We start from the raw sequence: 23,530 nt of genomic DNA, 5'->3' as shown, positions 1-23,530 counted from the left end.
CCTAACCAAAAGCTCATTAGGAGAAATAGAACTTCAAGCCCCCTTTGTCCATCTATTCTACATACAGTACCAAGCCTTTTAAGTAGTTCCCTTCAGGATGAAATATATTAACAGGATGGTCGGCTGGTTGTGTCAATCGATGCAAAACCCTTACTTTTCGTTTTGCCTCAATGGCAGCAGCAGTTATAGTATTATAAAAAAGTTGGTTATCAACAACTTGAGAACAAGAAAATGTCAATAAAATACCACCTTTTTTCACTAATTTCAGACCTTCTATATTCAAGCGTTTATACGCTTGTATTGCTTTATGACGCTTCGCTACTGTTTTGGCATAAGCTGGTGGGTCTAATACCATAACGTCATATGTTTCTTGTTTATCTTTTAAAAATTGTAAGACATCTGCTTTGTAACTTTGGTGATTGGCACTAGCAAAGCCATTCAAAGCAACATTTTTTTCGACCAATTCTATTGCCTTTGCCGATGCATCTACAGAATGAACCTCAGAAGCCCCTGCCTGTAAAGCGTATACAGAAAAACCACCCGAGTAACAAAATGCATTTAATACTTTTTTATCTTTACAGAATCGACGCAACAAGTTTCGGTTATCTCTTTGATCCAAGAAAAAACCAGTCTTTTGCCCCGTTTCCCAATTCACTTCAAATTGACAACCATTCTCAATAATAACATCCGAAGCGATACTTTCTCCCCAAAGCGGTCCATTTTCCATGCTTTGTGCATAATCCTTGGGCAACGAGTTTTTACTTTTATCATAAATCCCCGTAATTCTATCCCCAAACACTCGCTGCAAGCCTTCTGCTATTAGATGCCTAGACAAGTGCATTCCTATAGTATGTGCCTGTACCACAACTGTTTTGTTATATACATCGACAATCAATCCTGGCAAGCCATCTCCTTCTCCATGAACCAATCGAAATGCTGTTTTTTCTAAATCAACTAGTCCAATTTTTTGGCGCATATCAAAAGCTGCTTGCAATTTTTGATACCAAAAATCAGCATCAGGAACAATCTTTTCAAATGAAAAAATCTTTATAGCAATACTTCCTTCGTGGTAGTGTCCCATTGCCAAAAAATCTCCTTGTCGACTGTAAACTTCAGCAATACTTCCATCTTTTGCTACCCCTTCTTTGCGGGCAATAGCTCCCGAAAAAATCCAAGGGTGAAAACGGCGAACAAAAGTATCTTTCTTATTTTTTAAGTGTATTTTTATAATTGAGTTGTCCATAATTGTATTTCCTACATCTCATTCAGAATTGTATTCCTTGCAACAAAACAAATAAAATGTATGGAGTATTAATTTTAGCAGCCTTTAATTAAATAGTAAGTAATAATGTTAGTAGTTCGTTGATTTTTTACTTTTTTACCAAAAAGATAAAAAAGCACATTTATATTAGTTTGATAATCAAAATTTTAAACAAAACACAACAAAAGCACAACTTGTTGATTATCAAATTAATAAAGTTTTTCAACGAACTATTGAATGTATTACAATTAAAAATTGTAGGCTGATTGATAAAAAAAGATAAACATTAAATTAACATAAAAAAAACATTTGCTGATCGAATTTTCATTTCGTCATCAAAAATTGACAAATTAGCTACCGTATATTCTAAATCTCTTCAGAAAACACTTTAGAAATGCTCAACTTTCGCTCAAGTTCCCTTACGCTAGTGTTCAGAGCATTCTTGTTTTTACAAAAATCATAAACGATCCGATCTGGGCGAATCAGTAAAAATTGTGCTTTATTTTCTTTCATCCAAATCTGCAAGGCGCCCTCCTTATCATACAAATTTTGAGCATAGCGACCATCTTGTACAAATTTTTGTTTTTGAGGGGTCAACTGTATAAATTGAGTGCCTAACATTGCCAAATACTCCAGCGCTCTAGGAGTTAAAGCATCTACAGGATTTTCATTAAACCCTAAGACTACAAAGTTGTGATTCAAAGCTTGATTAAAAGAAATGATATCTCCTTTGTGATTGGCAACTTTAGGAGAATGCATCACACGCCCACACGCCTTAGAAGTTCCCACAAGATCAGCTTTTAGACTAGTAGCCAAATCTAAATTCCTCTTTAAAAACCACTTCGGTATAATTGGAATAAAACTTTTGATCCACCGAAGTCTACTAGACTGAAACAACCGTTTTATCCACAAGTTTAACTTAATCAAACGCTCTACATCTGCTTGCCTTTCCTTTTGATAGGTTTGTAACAAATCAATAGAAGCCTTTCCCTCTTGTATTAAACCTAATTTCCAAGCTAAGTTGTACAAATCTTTAATACCTGCCGAAAGCCCCATTCCTAAATAAGGTGGCATCACATGAGCAGCATCGCCCAATATTAAGACTCGTCGATCCTGCCATCGTTCCAAGATTTTAGAATCAAAATTATAAACAAAAGCTGACTCAATATCTAAATTAGTAGGATTCAATTCAGATAACAAACTACGCACTTTTTCAGGTGTTTGTTCGGCTTCAATATTTTCAGTCTCAATTTGAAACTCCCAGCGTTGCTGTTCTTGCCCTTTTGCCATTTTAATAACAGGAAACTCTGCATCATAAATTGTTTGGGCATATTTTTGAGAAGACGAGGAAGTTTCTTTTCCTACCGTATCTACACAAAGGATAGAAGAATGAAAATTATAATTCTTAATATCAATATTTAAGAAATCTGCAATGCGACTGTACTGACCATCGCAAACCAACATAAAATCCGCGGTTAAGGTAACAAATGCTTGTTTTCCTGTTGGCGTGATATAAATAGTCACATTATCATTATCTTGTTCAAAAGTTTCTACCTCATATCCCAAGAAAAGATGAATATTTTTATGTGCAGCAGCCTTCTGTTGTAATACTCTCTGAACACTAGGTTGATAAAAGCCAACCAAAGGCGCAAATTGACTGCGACGCGTTTGGTTGAATTCTAATAAAACACGTTCTTTTTTATCTATAATTTGGGTACCTTCCAAAGGGTGTAGTAAGTCTTTGATAGAATCCATCAACCCTAGGTGTTCTAAAATTAACAGCACCTCATCATCCATTCGAGCAGATTTTGCTAACAAAATATCTGTGGCCTGTTTTTTTTCTACTACCACTACTGACATTCCCATATCTGCTAATAAAAGAGCAGCTAAATTACCTAACATGCCATACCCCGCAATTAGAATATCATATTCTTTTTTCATCTAAGGAGTTTATTCTTAATTTTAGTTTTCTAACCATCTCTCATTAAAATGTGCGACCTTCTATTTTTTCAATAGCGGCTCTCCACTCATTCGGCACTCGCACACTATGTCCCTTTTTTACATCAATCAAAACAATAGTACACTCCGCAATTGCTGCTACACCAACTTTAGGACTCACCATTTCGCAAGTCATTTGCAAACTAGCATGTCCCAATTTAGTAACCCCTACATTCATAGTTAAGGTATCGGGATAAACAACAGGTTTTTTATAACTACAAGAAATATTTGCCAATACAGGAATTTCATCTCCTTTAAATCCAGCTAGTTCAGGTATGTCATCAAAATATTTTACCCGAGCTGATTCAAAATATTTTAAATAAACAGTATTATTAACATGTCCAAACGCATCCATATCGCCCCACGCTACTGTCTGTTGTGTTTTTACTTTAAAATTCATTTTTTGTTGTTTAAAATAGTCGTCCGTTAATCACTTCGCATACTTGTCAATCTTCTTGCGATTTATTGAAGTTGTTCAAAATGATTAATTCTAATCATCTAGCAAAATTAAGAAAGAGTTTGACTTTTTAGAAAATTATGTTCTGTTTAGGAACTTAATTTTTATTTCTGGCGTAATTTAATACAAATAGTATTACCATCATACAAAATAGTTTTACTTTAAAAATAAAAATTAAACTTTTATGCATTCAAGATTTTTTATTCTTTTTTTTGAAAAAATGAATACCTATTTTAACTTTTAGATTATATTTAGTTTAGTAGCTCGTTGATTAGCATCATGAGCGCTTTGCTTTTAGTTAGCTTCGCTATTCATTTCCCCCGATATAAATGATAACCACCACCACTGACTAATTGTACACATTATGCTAGAATTAGTCATAAAACTTAGAACTTTAAACCAAAATCATAAACTTTTGATTGCTGCTAACTTTGAAATGAGTCACTTTACTACTAGTTGATTGACGTTTAGTTGTAATTAAAATACTAGAACCACTATAAATTTTAACTCTATGGGAGAATTAATCACTGCTGCTTTCTCGACCTCCAATCTTTTTTTAACCTTATTATTGGGTTTGGTAACACTGTACTGGCTTAGTGTTATTGTTGGAGCAATTGGAATGGATTCATTAGATTTTGACTTAGACCTAGATGCTGATATTGATGTAGACGTAGATGTGGATGTAGATGCCGACATTGCTGCGGATGTAGATGCTGATGCTGATACGGATACAACTAGTGTTGGATCTGCAGGTGGTGGTAGCCTATTTTTAGGAACACTTCGTTTTTTCAACTTTGGTAGAGTACCTTTCATGGTTTTACTGTCAACAATCATTCTTTGTTTGTGGTCCATATCCATTTATTGCAACCACGATGCTAGTTGGATCAACCCAGGAAACTCTACTTCAATGGCAGCTGTTCTTTTCTTCCCAAACTTAATTATAAGTCTACTTTTTTCCAAGCTATTAACAGCTCCCTTGGTTCCAATTTTTGCAAAATTAAATACAGCTGAAAAAGCCCTTGTGATTGATGGCAAAGTTGGTACTTTAATGACAAGCATCAAAGAGGAAGAAACAGGTCAATTAAAAATTGACATCAATGGCTCTATTGTTTCTTTGAGTGTACAATCCAATGATGGGAAAGCCATCCAAAAAGGAGAAAAGGTCGTTGTCATAGAAAAAATGGACAATGGCAAAGCTTATATAGTCCAAAAGATTGAACATCATTAATGCTCTACTCTTTCATCCTCATAATTTGTCCAAAGCCAACTCCCTGATACTAAAACAATCGATAACTTTGATTAACATTTCACTGATCACATTACTCCGTTAGAAAATCGTATTCGTTTGATTCATTATCAATAGAGTTATCAAATCATTGCAAGTTTAGTGCTTATTTTTCTATTAAAAAGTAAATACTAAGCTTCCGAAAACGTTCCCTAACCACCCTAAAAAACTACTAACAATATGGGGTTTCAAATCCTGATGATTACTCTGTGTTTTTCATTCGTTCTACTAATTGGATTCGTCCTACTAATAGCTTGTACTCACAAAAAAGTACCTCAAGGCAAAGCTCTAATTCGTACTGGTTTTGGTGGCGCTATCGTTGCACTAGATTCGGGAATTTTTGTGCTGCCAATTTTACATAAAGTAGAAGAAATAGATCTAACACTCAAGCACCTTATTGTTGAAGAAGAAGTATGGACAAAAGAAGCAACTACATCAATTGTAAAAGCATCTTTCTACTTTCGTGTTAGCAACGATTTGAACGCTATCCTTGAGGTAGCTCAAAGCATTGGATGTAAAGAAACTTCGACAGTTCAGACTATACAAGAACTTTTTTATAGCAAATGTGTAGAAGCACTCAAGATCGCCGCTTTTGAGTACACTCACAAAGAATTGCGGCAACATCGTAGAGCATTCAAAGAAAAAATTTTAGTTACAATTGGAACAAACTTCAATGGCTATATCCTGGATGACTGTGTGGTAGAACAGGTCAAACAGCTCTCTCCTCCTCCATTAACACAGAGTATCTTTGTTTTATTGGATCAGAATGTTCCTTTGAAAAAAGGCGAAAAAGTTATAGTCGTAGATAAAATAAATGACGGAAAATCTTATATTGTACGTCGATTCTCAAATTCGGGATAAAAATTAGCCAAACCTTAATTTTTAATAAAATTCTGGAACTTTAGCAAAAGAAAAAACATTATTATAATACACTTACTATTACACAAAATAGTATTCCTATTACACTCAAACAAACCCTATTTCTATGAGCACACAAAACAACCATTATACTGTTTTATTGTGGATTCGGATGCCCTGTCTATATATTCCTCAATATTACCCTCCTGATAGTTATGTCTAAACGACTGAACTAAAAATCAAAGTGACCAAAACATTATAAAACTCTTTCATAAAATAAGCAACACAATTTGTAAATTTTAGATGCAGATTTATGTTGCTTGCCTAACTCAAAATTAATACACATGGGATTTACAATTTTGATGATTGTCCTTGGTGGAATCGTTGTTATACTACTAGGATTTATATTATTAGTGGCTCGTGCCCACAAAAAGGTTCCTCAAGGAAAAGCACTAATTCGTACAGGATTTGGCGGTGCCAAAGTAGCCCTTGATTCGGGTATCTTTGTTATTCCTATTCTACACAAAGTAGAAGAAATGGATATTTCGCTAAAAACAATCGAAGTTGAACGTGCTGGTTCTGAAGGTTTGATTTGTAAAGACAATATGCGTGCAGACATTAAAGTGGTGTTTTTTGTGCGTGTCAATAAAGACGAAAAATATGTCGTTGAAGTAGCTCAAACTATTGGTTGTTCGCGTGCCTCTGAACAAGCTACTCTGAATAGTCTATTTGATGCTAAATTTTCAGAAGCATTAAAAACAGTGGGAAAAGGCTTCGATTTTGTAGATTTATATACAGAACGTGAAGAATTTAAAAAAGGTATTCTCAAAACAATTGGTACCGACTTGAATGGTTACATCTTAGATGACTGTGCTATTGATTACCTAGAACAAACGTCTCTTTCTGATTTGGATCAAAAAAATATCTTGGATGCACAGGGTATCAAGAAGATTGAAGAATTAACTTCTATAGAGCAAGAAAGAACGAACCAAATTCGCCGTAATCGTGAGCAGACCATCAAGGAACAAGATGTTGAAACTCGAAAAAATATTTTGCGCTTAGAAAAACAACAAATTGAAGAAGAGCAAAAACAAAAACGAGAAATTGCTGAGTTGACCACAGAGCAAGAAAATGCAGCCAAGCAAGTGATGATTAACAAAAATTTGGAAACCGAATTAATCCAAAAACAATCAGAACAAAAATTAGGTGAGGCTGAAGAGGACAAACAACGCCAAATTATTTTAGCTCGACTCAACAAAGAAGAGTTAGAAAAAGTGCAACAGCAATTAGTAGAGACCGAAGAGCAAAAAGCGATTGAAAATCGTGAAAAAGTAGTGGGTATTGCAAAAATTGAAAAAGAGAAAATCTTGGAAGAAAACAAACGTGATATCCAAGTCATTATCAAAGAAAGAAAAGCAGAAGAAAAGAAAACGGTAGAGGAAGATCAAAAAATTGAAGATGTCAAACAATTGGCAGCAGCAGAGCGTGCTAGAAAAGTAGCTGAAATTGAAGCTTCTAAAGAGGCTGAAATGCAAAAAATTCTTCAAACTCGCAAAGCGGAAGCAGACAAGCTTTCGGCAGAAGTAAAAGCTCAACAAGTAGTAATTGAGGCAGATGCTAAAAAAGCAGCTTCTCAAAAAGAAGCAGAGGCTCGTAAAATTAATGCAGAAGCCTTAGCTGCGGAGGAAGCTACCGTAGGTCTAGCAGAAGCTGATGTCATGAAAGCGAAAGCCGAAGCAAAAGAAATGGAAGGAACTACAGAAGCTAATATCTTACAGAAAAAAGCAGAAGCGGAATCTAAAGCCATTCAATTAAAAGCGGAAGCGGAGCGTGTCAAAGGATTGGCGGAAGCAGAAGTCATCAAAGAAAAAGGTCAAATTGATGCTACCGTAACAGAGCAAAAAGGATTGGCAGAAGCAAAAATCATTGAGCAAAAACTAAGCTCTGAAGCTAAAGGTATTGAAGCCAAAGCTAATGCGATGAAGCTTTTGGATGGTGTTGGTAAAGAACACGAAGAATTCAAACTCAAATTGGAGCAAGAAAAAGCAATTAAATTGGCTGAAATTCAAGCTCAATTGGGAATTGCAGAATCTCAAGCTAGAGTTCTTGCATCTGCATTGCAACAAGCTAAAATTGATATTGTTGGTGGTGAAACGAAATTCTTTGATAGTATTATCAATGCTATCAATAAAGGAAAGTCGATTGATCGCATGATTGGCAATAGTGACAACTTGCAAGCTATCAAAGGGGCTTTATTGGGAAGTGGTGATGATAATCTGATCGCTAGAGTCAGTAGCTTTGTAGAGCACTATGGTATTAGCACTGAATCGGTGAAAAATTTAACGCTATCTGCTTTGTTGTCTAAAATATACGCCAAAGCTTCTGGTGATGACAAAGATGTTGTCATGGGTTTGATCGAAACGGTTAGCCGTTTAGGCATGGGCGGTGAAGAAGCTAGCAAGTTATTAAAATAAAGCTTATAACCAAGAGTCCTACTAGTCGATACAATAACTAGATATGCTCTGATGATAAATGAGGAGATGCTAAGCATCTCCTCCTCTTTTCAAAACTTCTATAGATACCTATATGCTACAACGCCTTTTCATATTTATTCTATTTACAATAAGTTGTTTGACAAATGCTCATGCTGCTACTTTTCCAAAATATCAAGAAGTAGTAGAAACTCTTATTCATACGACGGATCTTTGTGCTGTCAATTTTGGACCAGGCACTAAATTGAATATTGAAAAACGCATAGATGGGTATTGGGTAAGTATTGCTACTTGGGACTTATCTGCTCTTCATTACGATTTCCAGCAAAGGCAACTTTTTTGGACCGCAAAAGAACAAAAATACAATGTTGTGCAATTTACAATCAAAGGAGCTGACAACACAACAATATCAAATCAGCATCTTTTGTCGCCTTATCGAAGTGATGGTCAGCAAGATCCTTATAATGTCCATCTATTTTACGGGTATAATGGCTGGTACCAAGAAGTGATTAAGTGGTATGCCTCTATTGAAAATCAACGCACATTAGAGGATTTTGAATGTTACTCTTTGGGAAGGGCTTACTCTGATTATGCCAAAATTCTACTGTCTGACCCTGGCACCGTTTATTATGCGCTTTCTGAAGATTTTTTAAGCACAGATGTCGCTAGCTCTGAGCGTATCCACTTATATCAGTCTATTAGCGATAAAGCGATTCATTATTTCTATCAAACACATCTTCAAAATCCCAATTGGAGTACAATTACAGGTAATATCTTTACGAAATATTCCAATGAGGTAGTGATACAATATCAAAACTTAGCTTCACACGTCAAACACAAAGAAGCTTTAAAAGTTTTTAAAAATACAAATCTGTATACCGAGGCGACTTTGGCTTTTGCAAGTAATATGTTAAAAAGTTGCCCTCCCAATGCGATCTTGTGGACGTATGGTGACAACACTTCTTTGCCAATGTTCTATTTGCAGCAAGTGCACAAGGTTCGTCCAGATGTTTTGGTAACAGATGCGTATCAATTGAGTTTATGGCGTTATATTGATTATGTACAGAATAAAAAAATTCACGATAATCCCATTACGCTTCCTTTCGATCCTACGCTTTATTACAAAAATAATAACGACTATATTTTAGTTAACGACAATGATAAATACTCTAAGATTGACCATTTACAACTGATTTTAGAAAAAGAAAATGAGGTTAAAACTTTTGAATCAAAGACCATTCAACTTCCTTTGGAAGGAGAAAAGCAATTAAGCATTGAGATCAAAGGCAATTATTTAATAAAAAATGAATGGATTAGCCTCTTTATTTGGGCTTATAATCAACGACCACTCTGCTTTTTATACGATTTTAAAATGGGGTATCTTTCATTTACTAAAAATTTAGCTATAAAAGAGCAGCTCCACCCTTTTGGGACTATCTATCGACTTGATCACGAAACCTATACCATTCCAAGTGACGAAGAGATAGAAAAACGTTATGATATTATTACCAAAGATTTGGAATGGCCTTTAATGGAAACAATTGCCAAAGAAGATTATTCTCCTTTCAATCAATATATGTGGTCGGTTATTATGCTGGCTAATGATTTGCACAACAGTGATAAAAACCATCAAGTTATTGCGCTTTTGGAGGATTTTAGGTCTAAATTTCCATTAGATACGACTGCAACTAGTTTTAATAATCTTTTTTATTTTATTGATTTGTATTTTAAGGCTGCCGTTCCAAGTAAAGCAGAACTACTCATTGCCACAATATTTGAAGGTTTATTGGCTAAGAAAAACTTAGACAAAACAGAATTCCGTTTTGTCCAACAAGTAGACACTATTTTACAAAAACAAAAAATTGATAAATTCAACAAAATTATACAACAACTATATTTAAAATATAACAATACTCCTACATGGGAATAAAATGATTTGTCCTATACAAATTTATTTCTTTGAGGTTGTTCAATCCTAAATTTTCATTAACAAAAGACATTTTTAATTGTAGTACACCATGCCTAATAACGAAGCATTTCACAAAGACATTATTAAGTTTCAAAAACTAATTCAAGTTTTTCTAAAAAATTACAACTCAGATTTACACACGAATTTAAATGAACTTAATCAGCAATTGTTAGAAGTTCGCAAGATTACGATTCCTATTATAAAATCTTATCAAGCAAAATCGACGGATATCTCTTTGGCTACCAATGATGATACCGATAAAGAACCAACAACCTGTAACATTACAAGTGTTCGTATTTTAGAACCTTTAGAATATAAAGGTGCAAGGCGTTTCGTCCTCCCCAAAGGAGCCATTCAAATACAAATAGAAACAGATACTACTACTTGCAGCATTGATTCGCTTGACAAAAAAGTCGTCTACTCAAATGGCAAAGAAGAAAATGCGCAACTAAATAATGTTAGCCGCCAAGGCAAAATCATCAAGGCATCTATCCCCATAGATTTTACAGGGCTTGCTGCAAAAACAACGGCATCTGTAAAAATTGGCACCTATTCTTCAGAGCGAGTTATGTATATTCCTAGTAGCAATGTCGATGTTTCTTCTGATAAAGCAATAAAAGATACAGTCGAAAATTATACCCGCTGGGCAAAAACAATGAATCTTGACTATAGTAATCTTTCTGAGAAAGATATGACCGTCATTTGTCCTAGTTTAAGCATCAAGGATGGTGAGGTTGTTGTTGTCGATTTTGAAAAAGAATTGCATAAAATTCCTTTTGTTCAGAAAATTCAAGGAGGGCTTAACTTACAAACACTTCCTTTCGGAGATTTGGAAAATTTAGTTGATGAATGTTCCAGTATTGCTTATATTTTGCGACGAGCGCTGGCTTCTATTTCTTATTATAACGATATTCTAAATGGTTTGGGAGCATTGGTTGAAGATACAGAAACGGTTCAACTAAGCAACACACTAAATCAGGCTTACAAGAAACAATGTACAGATAGTCAGAATGTATTGACAACAATCAACAATCAGATCAATGCAATAGCAGATTTTAAAGTACTGGTGATGGCTGAATTGATTGCTAAAAGCATTCCAGAAGACTTAATCAAGCAATCCAATGCTTTAAAAGAAATGGTTGTTAGGCACAACGCTACACTTGATCCTATCTTGACAGAAACGAATGCCTACTTCGATGGTTCGGTCACATTCAATACCTTTCAAGAGTGGAAAGCCGTGCTTGATAGAATCAACCCTATTTGTGCGCAAGCTCAAGCCGAATGGGATACTCCTTGGAATGCCTTAAAAGCTGCTGTTGCTTCTTATGAGACCAATAATCCTGAAGGGGCTAAAAATAAGTATTACACACAATGGAAAAGAACGGATTATAAGAGTTTGCAAAATCATATCGTATCAGAGCAAGACCCTACGATCTCGACTATTAGTACGATTAAATATACCTTACAATCCATCCAAGATGCTGTTGACAAAACAGGTGGCGATGGCACCATGGAATTTGCAGAAGGCGAAAATATAGTATCCTTGGATGAAAAAAATAAATTCAAAGATAAAACGATAGCTACTACCTTTGACTTTGAAGATACAGGCAAACCTGTTTTTAAGGATGGTCCTCAAAAAACAGATGTTAAACAGGGTCAGGTTGGAGATTGCTACTTAATGTCTGCTTTAATTTCTTTAACTAAAGACAATTCAGACTTGCTTCGAAGTATGATTGATGACCAAGGAGACAAATGTGTTGTTACGCTTCATCAAGGAGGAGTGCCAATTAAAGTGGAGGTAGACAAAAAGTTGATTATTAAGAAAATGCCAGGATATGTAGATTCTACTCCTGCGGCACAATATGGTGATGATATTTGGGTCGCCATTATAGAAAAAGCTTACGCCAAACTATTAGGAAGTGACAAAACAGATCCAGGTGGAAATTTGATAAAAATAGAAGGTGGTTCTACTACTCAAGCTTTAGAGGTTCTATTAGGAAATAAAGTAAAAACTCCTAAAGAAATTTATTTAGATGCGAATGGGGCAATTGTTCAAGAAAACCCAACAGAAACCGTTACCAACCCGATTGTATTGTCTAATATCAAACTAGATGTCTTAAAAAAAGTGGTCAAAGCTGCGAATGATGCAGATTATGAAATTCACGTTAGTTCTCCAGACAAATATAAAGGCTATACTTTGGGAGATCACGATATTTTGCCCATTGATGCCCACCATTACATGAGTTTTAACCATGCCTATTCTTTGGTTGATGCAACGAACAATACTGTTACGATTCGAAACCCTCATGGTGATTCAGAACGAGAACAAGGACTATTTTCTGAATCGGTAAAAATAGATGTAACCAATTTGATCACAGCGATTGAGGCACTTGAAAAAGATTATACAACCAATGCAAGTGTTGACAAGAGTAAAAAAACAGCAATGGATAACGCGATCAAAGCTATTAATGAAAACACCCTCATTGCTTCTAGATTTAGTCGCAGAATCGGTAACTGGAATGATTGGATTGCTGATCTAGTCTTGGACAACAACGATAATAAATGGAAACCGAATGGAGAGTTGAGAAGTAGGGCTGTTCGACGTTTGGGAACACGCATTACAGATCTCAAAGAAAACATAGTTGAAATTGCTGATCATAAAGATAAAAATAACAAATTGAGAGATGGTTTTCTCAACAAAACCGTTCGCCTCAATGCAGAACAGACGATTACTTACGAGGTCTTAAAAGAGTATTTTGATAGAGTTAATTTATCTATTATAAATCCTTAAAAGAACTTGTTACAAATGATTCAGATACAAAAATCTGCTTATGTTATTTTCCTAGCTTTTTTCTTGATGTTCTTGCATCAAGAAAAAAGCCAGGCTCAAGCATATCAACGTATTCCTCTTTCCAAAGGGGCATCCGTTTGTGTAATTGCTGATAACATTGTAAATAAACCTAAAGACAAAAGCCGTTACCAGAAACCTTGGGATAATATACAGTTTAATGGAAAAAAAGGTCTAGTTAGCATTCGTGTAATCGAAACAAGTGCCATTAAGGAGTTTGATAAAACAACTCCAACAGCATCTTTGATTCGATACATCTTAGAGGATTATTTTCCTATTGATTCTAATTGCATCTTTTCAGACACCTTAAAAATGGGCAAAATTAAGCAAACCTATCCTTTTGTAGATTTAATACAAACCTCTAAATTTCAAAACTATGAGGGATATTGGGGCTTTTCTAGCAACAAAATTCGTTGTATTCTTTCTGAGGATTGTCTTTATATTTTATATGTTCATTGCAATCAACTTGGAGACACCAAAGAAACAGCAATTCAAACACGAAAGGATACTAAACGTGATTTTGGACGCTTAATTTGCTCTTTCCAAATGCCTAAACAATAAACATCAAAACAACCCAACACAAAACAATTCAATCATGGCTGATGACAATAAAAACATAGAAGAAGTAGAAGTAAAAGAGGAAAATACGCAATTGGAAAGTGGCACCTATGAGATTATCAAAGGGCGGCTTAACAAGAGTGGTGATGACCTTCGACAACGTTTGGAGCAGTTGAATGCTGAGCGCAAAAAAGTATTTGGCTCCATTGAAATGCAACTTATTAGCAACGAACGCATTGAAACCAAACATGAATGCATCGCCAGAGATATTTTTGCTTTAAACAATACCTGTATTTTTGGTTATAACATCCGAATGGGGCTCAAAGATATTGAGCTAAAAGATGTTTTTAGCATCTATGAGTTTAAGGACGACCATAGTTTTAAAGCAACCAATTTGGATTTATTGACGGTTGGCAATGAAAAATTTGTCTCTGATTTTAAGAGTTTATACCGCTACTCTAAAGAGGTCTATTTTCTAAAATTTGCAAAGGATAAAAACGATCCTTTCTTCTACATGGTTTTTAAAGATGGGAATAGCGAGAAAACTTTTAAATGGGAAATTAAGGGGGACAGATTAATTTATGATGCGAGCCCTGGTGATAAAAAGTATTACTATCCAGATCAATTTGAATTTAAATGGGAATCGGTTCGCTTAGAAATGTATCGCCAAGGTGAACACCCCCATATTTCTATTTTAGATAAAGTTTTTGTAGAAACAGTTGGTGGCGATCTAACCATCAAGATTGAAGACAATACCGATACAGGTAAAGGCATCTATGCAGAGGATGTTAAGCATGCCAATCAAAAAATTAGCGATGCAACGGTTAGTTATGCCGATTTGGACAATCTTATTGCCATCCGAATTAAGCCTTACCAAGAAGATTTTCGATATTTTATTTATAATGTAAAATTGCAAACCGTTCAACGGGTTGATGCTTTGGAAAACTCAGGCGTATTATTACCAGGCAAACAAGGATTGGTTTTTTCTAATGGATTTTATTTGCAAACAGGTGACTTTAAAATGTTTGACAAAACCTCTGGAACGGGCAATCTGTTTGAACGTCGTATCCAATCTCCTAATGGAGAAGATCACCTCTATGTTTTTCACAATCCTTCGGATGGTTCGTATATTTTGTTGTCTTATAATGTTATCGAACAAACGGTCAACACTCCTATTGTTTGTCATGGTTACACCTTGTTTCCTAATGGAGAACTGTGCTACTTTAGAAGTGAAGAGGCTAAAACATCCCATCATTTAATTCAAATTTGGCAAACGCCTTATATCAAAGGAAAAATCATTCCGTCAGAATACACGGACTCTTTCCTATACAAAGTATCGAATAAAGATATTGTCCGAGCGATGGCTGAAGCTCAGGAGTTACTCAGTCTTTTGGGCAAAGACGATACATACAATGATTTATATTATGACTTAAATAAGCGAGCCAATGTATTGTTAGATTCTTACTATTGGATTAACAATAAGGAAGCTTTTAATTTGGGGGAGCCTTTGAGTGCCATCAAAACATCTGCTAATACGGCTATTGATGAATTTGAAAAAGTCCAAAGCATCAAAAAAAGTACTAGGGAGGCTATTCGGGCAACTCAAAAAAAAGCAGTCGCATTATTCAAAGATATTAACTCTACTTCTTATTTAAAAATTGACCAATTCGTACAGCACTTGGCAGATTTGAGGGTTATTCGAGGAGAGGTTATTTCACTGCGAGAATTGCGTTATACAGATATTCCACTCATTGAAGAACTGGAAACCCAAGCCGCAGAAATCAATGCCAAATTGTCTAATGAGTGTGTCGATTTTCTATTAAAAGATGATGCTCTACAACCTTACCTAGAGCGTGTTTCAGAAGCGCAAGATGAGATTGAACAGGTAGAAACAGGTCGACAAGGCAAGCAACTCGAAGATCGTATTGATGCCATTGGAAAAGAGCTGGAATTGTTGATAGAAATTGTTTCTAATCTTAAGATTGATGACCCAACGCAAACTACTCGTATTATTGATAATATTACCAGTATTTTTGCTACGCTCAATCAGGCTAAAGCTGCTATCAAACGACGTTTGAGAGATTTGACAGGAGCCGAAGCCGTAGCAGAGTTTGCTGCTCAATCTAAGTTGTTAGACCAAGGTTTGATCAATTATCTAGATATTGCTGATACCGTTGCCAAATGCGACGAGTATTATACCAAAATGATGATTCAGATTGAGGAACTGGAAAGTAAATTTGCAGAATTTGATGAATTTATTGTCAAAATAGCTGACAAAAGAGAGGAAATCAACAGTGCCTTTGAATCTCGCCGTTTGTCTATTATTGAATCTATCAACAAACGAACCTCTGCCCTACAAAGTGCTGCTGAGCGCAATCTAAAAGGCATTCAAAATAGGGCTAAGAACTTCAAGGAAGTAAATGAAATCAATGGCTTTTTTGCCTCTGATTTGATGATTGAAAAGGTACGAGATACCATCCAAAAGCTGGTGGAATTGGGAGATACCAATAAAGCCGATGATATTCAAACCAAGCTTAAAACAATTAAAGAAGATACAATCCGTCAGCTTCGAGATAAGAAAGATTTATTTTCTGGCGATGGAAATTCAATTAAGTTCGGAAGGCATTTCTTTTCTGTCAACAAACAAAAATTGGGTTTGTCTATGACCTTAAAGGATGGTAAGATGTATTATCATCTAACAGGTACTGGTTTTTATGAAGAAGTTGTGCATGAAGAATTTTTAAAAACCAAAGATGTTTGGGAACAAGGTATTGTTTCAGAAAATAATGCCGTGTATCGTGCCGAATATTTGGCTTATGTTGGCTTTAGACAACTACAAAAAGAAAATGCTGACTTAATTTCTGAAGAAGTATTGCCTTTTGTGCAAAAATTGATTAATCAAAGAGCGACTAAAGAAGAAGGTTATAGCAAAGGAATTCATGATTTGGATGCCTCAAAAATTTTAGAAGCACTACTCTATCTAGCCAAGCACATTGACTTATTAGTTTTTGATGCAGATGCACGGGCTATGGCAAATTTATATTGGACTAAATTTATATCTGAGGAAAATAAAACTACGTTCAATAAACAATTAAAAAGTGCGGGGATAATTTTACAAGTATTCCCCAAAACACACGAATTTGACTTTTTGTTGCACAACTTAGAGGAAGAATTAACCGCTTTTGCTACTCAAACAAAGCTTTTTGAAAAGCATTTGGCTCCTCAAGCAGCACATTACTTATTTAAAGAAATCTCTAGGCAAGATCATTTTATTGTTAGTGGAGATGCTCATGATTTGTGGGTTGGTTTCCAAGAGTTCTTAGAAAAAAAGAACGCTATGAAACATTTTACTACAGCACTTAAATCTTTAGATAATAATTTAGTAGAGCAATATCAGTTGACTAAAAAATGGCTCAATGCTTTTGTGGAGCAAAGTGAAAATTCAGATTTCCCACAATATGTCAATGAAGTTGTAACAACAATTCTTACTGAGAACTATCAAGAAAGTCATGTTGTTAATGTCAAAACGCAACAAGAAATAACAGGGCTCCACGGCTCGCATAACGTTGTAGGGAAAGGTGGTACGTACCATTTAAATTACAATGAATTCATGCAAAAATTAGATCACTATACTCGTAGCGTCGTTACCCAATACGAGCAATTTGTAGAGATGAAACGCCGCTTGGCCAATGATTTTAAAGAAGAATTGCGACTGAGTGAATTCCAGCCTAGGGTCTTGAGTTCTTTTGTTAGAAACAAACTGATTGATCAACTTTATCTCCCTATTTTTGGTGATAACTTGGCGAAACAAATTGGTACAGTGGGTGACACAACTCGTACGGATAGAATGGGTATGTTACTCTTAATTTCGCCTCCTGGTTATGGTAAAACAACCTTGATGGAGTATGTAGCAGATCGCTTAGGCTTAATTTTCATGAAAATTAATGGTCCTGCTATTGGGCATCATGTCATCTCTTTAGATCCAAGAGAGGCTAATAATGCAGCGGCAGCCAAAGAACTTGAAAAGCTCAACTTGGCACTGGAAATGGGCGACAACATCATGATTTATCTTGATGATATTCAGCATTGTAATCCTGAGTTTTTGCAAAAGTTCATTTCCTTAACCGATGGGCAACGTAAGATAGAAGGAATTTATAAAGGAATTACCAAAACATACGACCTAAGAGGAAAACGAGTTTGTGTGGTTATGGCTGGTAATCCATATACAGAAAGTGGCGATAAGTTTCAAGTACCAGACATGTTAGCCAACCGTTCGGATATTTATAATTTAGGAGATATTATTGGAGATACCAAAGATGTCTTTGAGTTAAGTTATATTGAAAATTCACTAACATCGAATGCCATTCTTCAAAAAATGTCTGCCAAGAGTGCCAAAGATATTTATTCGGTCGTTAAAATTGCTCAAACAGGAAGTCGAGAAGGCGTCGAATTTGAAGGCAATCATACCAATCAAGAGATTAGCGAATATGTAGAAGTTATCAAAAGAATGTTAACAATTCGAGATGCTATTCTCAAAGTAAATTTGGAATATATTCGCTCTGCGGCAATGGAAGATACTCATCGCACAGAACCTGCATTCAAACTACAAGGTTCTTATCGAAACATGAACAAATTAGCAGAAAAGGTTACGCCAATTACGAATGATCAAGAGTTAAAAACATTGATTATTTCTCATTACGAAGGAGAATCTCAGACTCTGACATCTGGTGCGGAATCCAATATGCTAAAATTCAAGGAGATGATTGGAGCCTTGACAGAAGAAGAAGCATTGCGTTGGGAGCAAATTAAAAAGGCTTTTAACAAGGATAGAATGCTTCAAGGTAGCAAAAACGATCCAATGGTTCAAGTTGTTGCTCAACTGTCGCAATTCTCCGAGCATTTAAAAGATATTCACCACTCTATTCAAGAAGGAATTGAAAAAGGGGCAACCATTAGTGATGCCAAACCTGCAAAAAAATCGGGTGGAATTAGCTTTAGAAAAAAGTAACACTATTTATTAATATTATTCATCAAACCTATTTTACCATGAGTTTTACAGAACAACTAGACAGTGGCATGAACACTGAATTAAGCATCACCAACGAATCTAAGGGATTTTTATTAACCGCCTGCAAGTGGGCTAAGTTTCTAGCAATTGTTGGATTTGTCGGTATTGGTTTATTGGTAATAGTTGCAATTGCTATTCTTTTTATTGGTTTTGCGCCTGGAGGATTTGATAGTCCTTTTGGAGGCATGCCCGTGATGATGATGCTAATCTATTTAATACTGGCTTTATTTTATTTTTTCCCCACACTTTATTTGTACCGCTTTGCAGTTCTTACCAAACGAGGTATCGAAAACACGTCTAGCGACTTAGTGACCACTGGTTTTGAAAACTTAAAAGCTTGTTTCAAATTTGTGGGCGTTACCATGGCAATTATCCTTGGTTTTTATGCGGTTATGCTAGGAATTGGTCTTTTGACAGCAATGGCAGGTTTCTAGGTTTAGATCGCGCCATTAGAATAAATTAGACATTTAATTTGTGACCGTTTCGTTTATATGTATTATAAAATAGTCGTCATACAAATGAAGCGGTTACAAACTATTTCTTCTCTGAATTTTGATAATACTATAAATACACTTATCACTGTATGAAAGATCATTTCAAACATACTCTTCAGAAAATTGAATTAGTTAAAACTAAATACGATATACTAAGGCAAAGAGAAGAACAGTTTAATATTTTTTCTGTTCTTTATAAAAATCATGAAGAAAAAAGGCTTCATTCTCGTTTTATAGCAAATTTATTAGACCCATTTGCCTCCCATGGGAAAGGCAACACTTTTCTTTTCATCTTTCTAAAGTTGCTTCAAGATGAAATAGTTAAAGAAAATCATTTTCAAAATGCAATTGTTTATCCAGAAGAATGGAATAAAAAAGAAAATGCAAACATTGATATTTTAATCATTGATAGATCCTCCAAGCATGCAATAATTATAGAAAATAAAATATATGCTGGTGATAGTAATAATGAAAAAGGTGGGCAATTAGAAAGATATTTTAACCACATATTACAAATTGAAAACATCCCTAAAACACAGATAAGAACGTACTATCTTACCCTTGATGGTCATCTTCCATCTTCAGAAAGCTTAGGTGACTATAAGATTCTTGAAAATATTAATGGGAAATGTCTAGCCTATGAGCAAATAATCATTGACTGGCTAAATCTATGTTTACCTATGGCTGTAGAAAAGCCTTTTTTAAGAGAATCAATATTGCAGTACAAAAAATTAATACAAAAAATGACTCATGACGATACAGAGATTAAAGAAAGAATACGAATCAAAGAAACTATTGGCACAAATGAACAAACTTTAAGAGCGACTAAGTATCTTTTGGATAATTTTGATCATGTCAAATGGCATACTTTACATGATTTTTGGGTAGAATTAGAAAAAGAGCTAACCGACAAGTTTCATTTCTCAGTTAAATCTTGCTTAGAAGGAATAACGCATATTGCACACTACAATTATAACAAAGCGGAAGAAAGTTGCGGACTATATTTCGAAAACAATAATGGTTATAAAGCTTTTATTTGGCATGAAAAAGATAGCTTTCTATATTGGGGAGTCGAAAAAGAAAATCTCTCTGAAAAATATTCTGAAAAATTAAAAATATTAAAGGATCAGAGCCAAATACAAGAGGCAACAACTTATTGGTGGAAAGATTTTGAATTTGAAAATGGAGAAAAACTATTTATCAAAGACTTTTCACTAGATAATACTTTTAATTTAATCAATCCTGAAATTAGAATAAATACAGTTACCCAAATTGTAACACAAGTATCAACCTTTCTATTCGATACACTTGGAGAAGAGTAATAGCGTACATTTCTATTTTTTATTTAGGGAGATTCAGTAGTAAAATAAAATATACTTTATCAACCATCAGCAACTCTAACGACAAATAAAATTATAGTCAATTTCAAAATACAAACTTAAGAACGTAATAAAAATGCTTCCTATTTCTCAAGATCACCAAAGTAGAAAACAAGAGATTGAATTCTTTTTAGAACAGAAATCACCAGTTCATTTTTTGATTATAGACGATGATAAATCGTTAAATGGTCTGGCTCCCCAATTAAAATCTCAATTAATTTTGACCAGTTATTTAAAAGGATTTGATGAAGAGAAACGGATAGAAGCATTAAAAAAATTATCTCTTTCCCTTTGAGGTCTTCTCGTTACACCAATATATTAGGAACTAACAAAGTTGCTCTATTATAACAACTCTGCTAGTTCCATCAATTCTAATCTTTAATAAATCTTAATGTCTTCACATTGTCTTTATGTACTATTTCTATGAAATAAACTCCTCTTACCAAAGAGGTAACGTCATACATAGCTTGTGTACCATTTAATTCATCGTGGAACATTATTCTTCCTTCTAAATTGAAAACTTTCACTTGATAAGTAGCATCTTTTTCTACTTTTAAGTACAAGTTCTTTCCCACAGGATTAGGGTAAATCATTGCTCCTTGTAACTCAAATTTAGATACCTCTGTCGTAACAGGTTCTGTTGTGAAACTCCATACTGTAGACCATGGCGACTGCCCTGCATTATTGCGACCTCTTACTTTCCAATAATAAGTTGTGTTCCCACTAAGATTAGACAGTGTTGTATTTAGCTGAGTCGCTGTCACGTCTTGAACTCCTGTTGTGAAATTGCTACTAGTACTATATTTAATTTGATAATTGCTAGTATTTGAAATAGAATCCCAAACCAATTGAATGGATGCTACAGGAATATTTGAAGCGCCATCTAGTGGACTAGATAATAAAGGTGCTGCCACTAATTGATATTGTGTGGTAAAGCTCCATGTCGATCCAAAGTTAGACGTATCATTGGCGTTTATAATCGCTGCGCGCCAGTAGTAAGTCGTCCCAAAGTATAAATTTGACAACGTGTGTTCTGAAGAATTGATTCCTGAATTGCCTGACACATACAACGGTGACGTGAACGATGGGCTCGTATCTACTTCATAAATATATCCGTTATTACCTGACATTGCCGACCAATCTATTGTTGTTGTTGTCCCCAATCCTTGCGCGCCATTACTAGGAGAAACATTATTCACACCATCTCCTGTCGTAAAGCTCCATGTCGATCCAAAGTTAGACGTATCGTTCGTGTTTATTACCGCTGCGCGCCAGTAGTAAGTCGTCCCAAAGTATAAATTTGACAACGTGTGTTCTGAAGAATTGATCCCTGAATTGCCTGACACATACAACGGTGACGTAAACGATGGGCTCGTATCTACTTCATAGATATATCCGCTATTACCTGACATTGCCGACCAATCTATTGTTGTTGTTGTCCCCAATCCTTGCGCGCCATTACTAGGAGAAACATTATTCACACCATCTCCTGTCGTAAAACTCCATGTCGATCCAAAGTTAGACGTATCGTTCGTGTTTATTACCGCTGCGCGCCAGTAGTAAGTCGTTCCAAAGTATAAATTTGACAACGTATGTTCTGAAGAATTGATTCCTGAATTGCCTGACACATACAACGGTGACGTGAACGATGGGCTCGTATCTACTTCATAAATATATCCATTATTACCTGACATTGCCGACCAATCTATTGTTGTTGTTGTCCCCAATCCTTGTGCGCCATTACTAGGAGAAACATTATTCACACCATCTCCTGTCGTAAAGCTCCATGTCGATCCAAAGTTAGACGTATCGTTTGTGTTTATTACCGCTGCGCGCCAGTAGTAAGTCGTTCCAAAGTATAAATTTGACAACGTATGCTCTGAAGAATTGATTCCTGAATTGCCTGACACATACAACGGTGACGTGAACGATGGGCTCGTATCTACTTCATAAATATATCCGTTATTACCTGACATTGCCGACCAATCTATTGTTGTTGTTGTCCCCAATCCTTGCGCGCCATTGCTAGGAGAAACATTATTCACGCCATCTCTTGTCGTAAAACTCCATGTCGATCCAAAATTAGACGTATCGTTCGCATTCATTACCGCTGCGCGCCAGTAGTAAGTCGTTCCAAAGTAAAGATTTGCTAAAACTCTTCCTGAGCTATTTGCTGGAGTTGTTCCTATTTCACGCAAAGGAGAATTAAATATTGGGCTTGTATCTACCTCATAAATATATCCTGTAGCTCCTGATATATACGCCCAATCAATAGTAGTAGTAGTAGATTGATTTTGTGCACCATTGCTAGGAGAAACATAGGGTAACGTATTGCTTGTAGTAAAGCTCCATGTCGTGCTATATGCTGAAGTATCAATAGGTCCTTTGGTTGCTGCTCGCCAATAATATGTTGTTCCAAAATACAAATCTACCAAAGTAACACTTGATCCACTAGCATTCCCTATTGTATGCAAAGGAGAGTTAAATGCTGGTGTTGTATCCAATTCATAAAGATAACCCGTATTTCCTCCAACAGAAGTCCAGTCCAAGGTTATTCTTGTTGGCTGTCCCATTGCTCCATTAGACGGAGCTATATTGTTGGGTGGATTAATTGCCCAAACATTAAAAGATATAAAAAGCGTAGTAAATAAAATAAAGTATTGCATTTTTTTAGATTGTGTTAAGTAAGTTATAGATCCACGCAATAGTCGTATTGCATGAACTGCCCATCTTTCTGACAAAAAGGCAAGCAGGTAATATACTTTCTCTTTCCCCAAATACTATTCCTCCAAAAAAAAGAATGCAATCATATATATTTGTAGATACTTGTATAGAAGTAGCTTTAATAACATAATCTACTATC

The 23,530-nt window shown here is 35.3% G+C and carries 14 protein-coding genes; 10 read left to right on the top strand and 4 right to left on the bottom strand.

Going from position 1 to position 23,530, the window contains the following annotated elements; all coding sequences use genetic code 11:
• Positions 1–52: 52 nt before the first annotated feature.
• The 3 genes from QP953_RS13655 to QP953_RS13645 all read right to left on the bottom strand — a co-directional run bounded on the left by QP953_RS13655 (position 53) and on the right by QP953_RS13645 (position 3,659).
• Positions 53–1,243 (bottom strand): class I SAM-dependent rRNA methyltransferase, encoded by a 1,191-nt coding sequence (locus tag QP953_RS13655; RefSeq protein ID WP_052599016.1) that lies wholly within the window; start codon positions 1,241–1,243, stop codon positions 53–55.
• 384 nt (positions 1,244–1,627) lie between these two features.
• Entirely contained in the window at positions 1,628–3,202 is a 1,575-nt protein-coding gene (locus QP953_RS13650) for an FAD-dependent monooxygenase (protein ID WP_309555460.1), read from the bottom strand.
• A 43-nt stretch (positions 3,203–3,245) separates the two neighbouring features.
• On the bottom strand, positions 3,246–3,659 hold the full coding sequence (locus QP953_RS13645) for a thioesterase family protein (protein ID WP_052599018.1): 414 nt from the start codon (positions 3,657–3,659) through the stop codon (positions 3,246–3,248).
• 568 nt (positions 3,660–4,227) lie between these two features.
• On the opposite strand from QP953_RS13645, the gene QP953_RS13640 reads away from it, so the two are divergent.
• The 10 genes from QP953_RS13640 to QP953_RS13595 all read left to right on the top strand — a co-directional run bounded on the left by QP953_RS13640 (position 4,228) and on the right by QP953_RS13595 (position 20,962).
• Positions 4,228–4,944 carry an OB-fold-containig protein gene (locus QP953_RS13640; RefSeq protein ID WP_052599019.1) on the top strand — a complete coding sequence of 239 codons (717 nt, stop codon included), beginning with the start codon at positions 4,228–4,230 and terminating at the stop codon, positions 4,942–4,944.
• Between the two features lie 237 nt (positions 4,945–5,181).
• Complete coding sequence (locus QP953_RS13635; protein ID WP_052599020.1) at positions 5,182–5,862, top strand: SPFH domain-containing protein; 681 nt, start codon at positions 5,182–5,184, stop codon at positions 5,860–5,862.
• A 341-nt stretch (positions 5,863–6,203) separates the two neighbouring features.
• The gene (locus QP953_RS13630) at positions 6,204–8,333 is read left to right on the top strand and encodes an SPFH domain-containing protein (protein ID WP_052599021.1); all 2,130 of its coding nucleotides are present in this window, start codon (positions 6,204–6,206) and stop codon (positions 8,331–8,333) included.
• Between the two features lie 112 nt (positions 8,334–8,445).
• Positions 8,446–10,281 (top strand): hypothetical protein, encoded by a 1,836-nt coding sequence (locus QP953_RS13625; RefSeq protein WP_309555458.1) that lies wholly within the window; start codon positions 8,446–8,448, stop codon positions 10,279–10,281.
• Positions 10,282–10,369: 88 nt separating this feature from the next.
• The gene (locus tag QP953_RS13620; RefSeq protein WP_309555457.1) at positions 10,370–13,111 is read left to right on the top strand and encodes a C2 family cysteine protease; all 2,742 of its coding nucleotides are present in this window, start codon (positions 10,370–10,372) and stop codon (positions 13,109–13,111) included.
• Positions 13,112–13,126: 15 nt separating this feature from the next.
• Positions 13,127–13,729, top strand: coding sequence for a hypothetical protein (locus QP953_RS13615; protein ID WP_052599024.1), 603 nt, complete (start codon positions 13,127–13,129; stop codon positions 13,727–13,729).
• Between the two features lie 34 nt (positions 13,730–13,763).
• Positions 13,764–18,734 carry a DNA repair ATPase gene (locus tag QP953_RS13610; RefSeq protein WP_309555456.1) on the top strand — a complete coding sequence of 1,657 codons (4,971 nt, stop codon included), beginning with the start codon at positions 13,764–13,766 and terminating at the stop codon, positions 18,732–18,734.
• 38 nt (positions 18,735–18,772) lie between these two features.
• Positions 18,773–19,228: a hypothetical protein gene (locus QP953_RS13605; protein ID WP_052599026.1), complete on the top strand. Its 456-nt coding sequence runs from the start codon at positions 18,773–18,775 to the stop codon at positions 19,226–19,228.
• A gap of 149 nt (positions 19,229–19,377) precedes the next feature.
• Positions 19,378–20,610, top strand: coding sequence for a PD-(D/E)XK nuclease family protein (locus tag QP953_RS13600; protein ID WP_309555455.1), 1,233 nt, complete (start codon positions 19,378–19,380; stop codon positions 20,608–20,610).
• A gap of 133 nt (positions 20,611–20,743) precedes the next feature.
• Positions 20,744–20,962, top strand: coding sequence for an HAD domain-containing protein (locus tag QP953_RS13595; protein WP_309555453.1), 219 nt, complete (start codon positions 20,744–20,746; stop codon positions 20,960–20,962).
• Between the two features lie 76 nt (positions 20,963–21,038).
• On the opposite strand, the gene QP953_RS13590 is transcribed toward QP953_RS13595, so the two are convergent.
• Entirely contained in the window at positions 21,039–23,333 is a 2,295-nt protein-coding gene (locus QP953_RS13590; protein WP_309555451.1) for a fibronectin type III domain-containing protein, read from the bottom strand.
• Positions 23,334–23,530 lie beyond the last annotated feature (197 nt).

This window comes from Aureispira sp. CCB-E (genome assembly GCF_031326345.1).
In the GTDB taxonomy this organism is placed as follows: Bacteria; Bacteroidota; Bacteroidia; order Chitinophagales; family Saprospiraceae; genus Aureispira.
The sequence above is the reverse complement of the archived record's forward strand: the minus strand, read 5'-3'. Positions and strand labels throughout refer to the sequence as shown.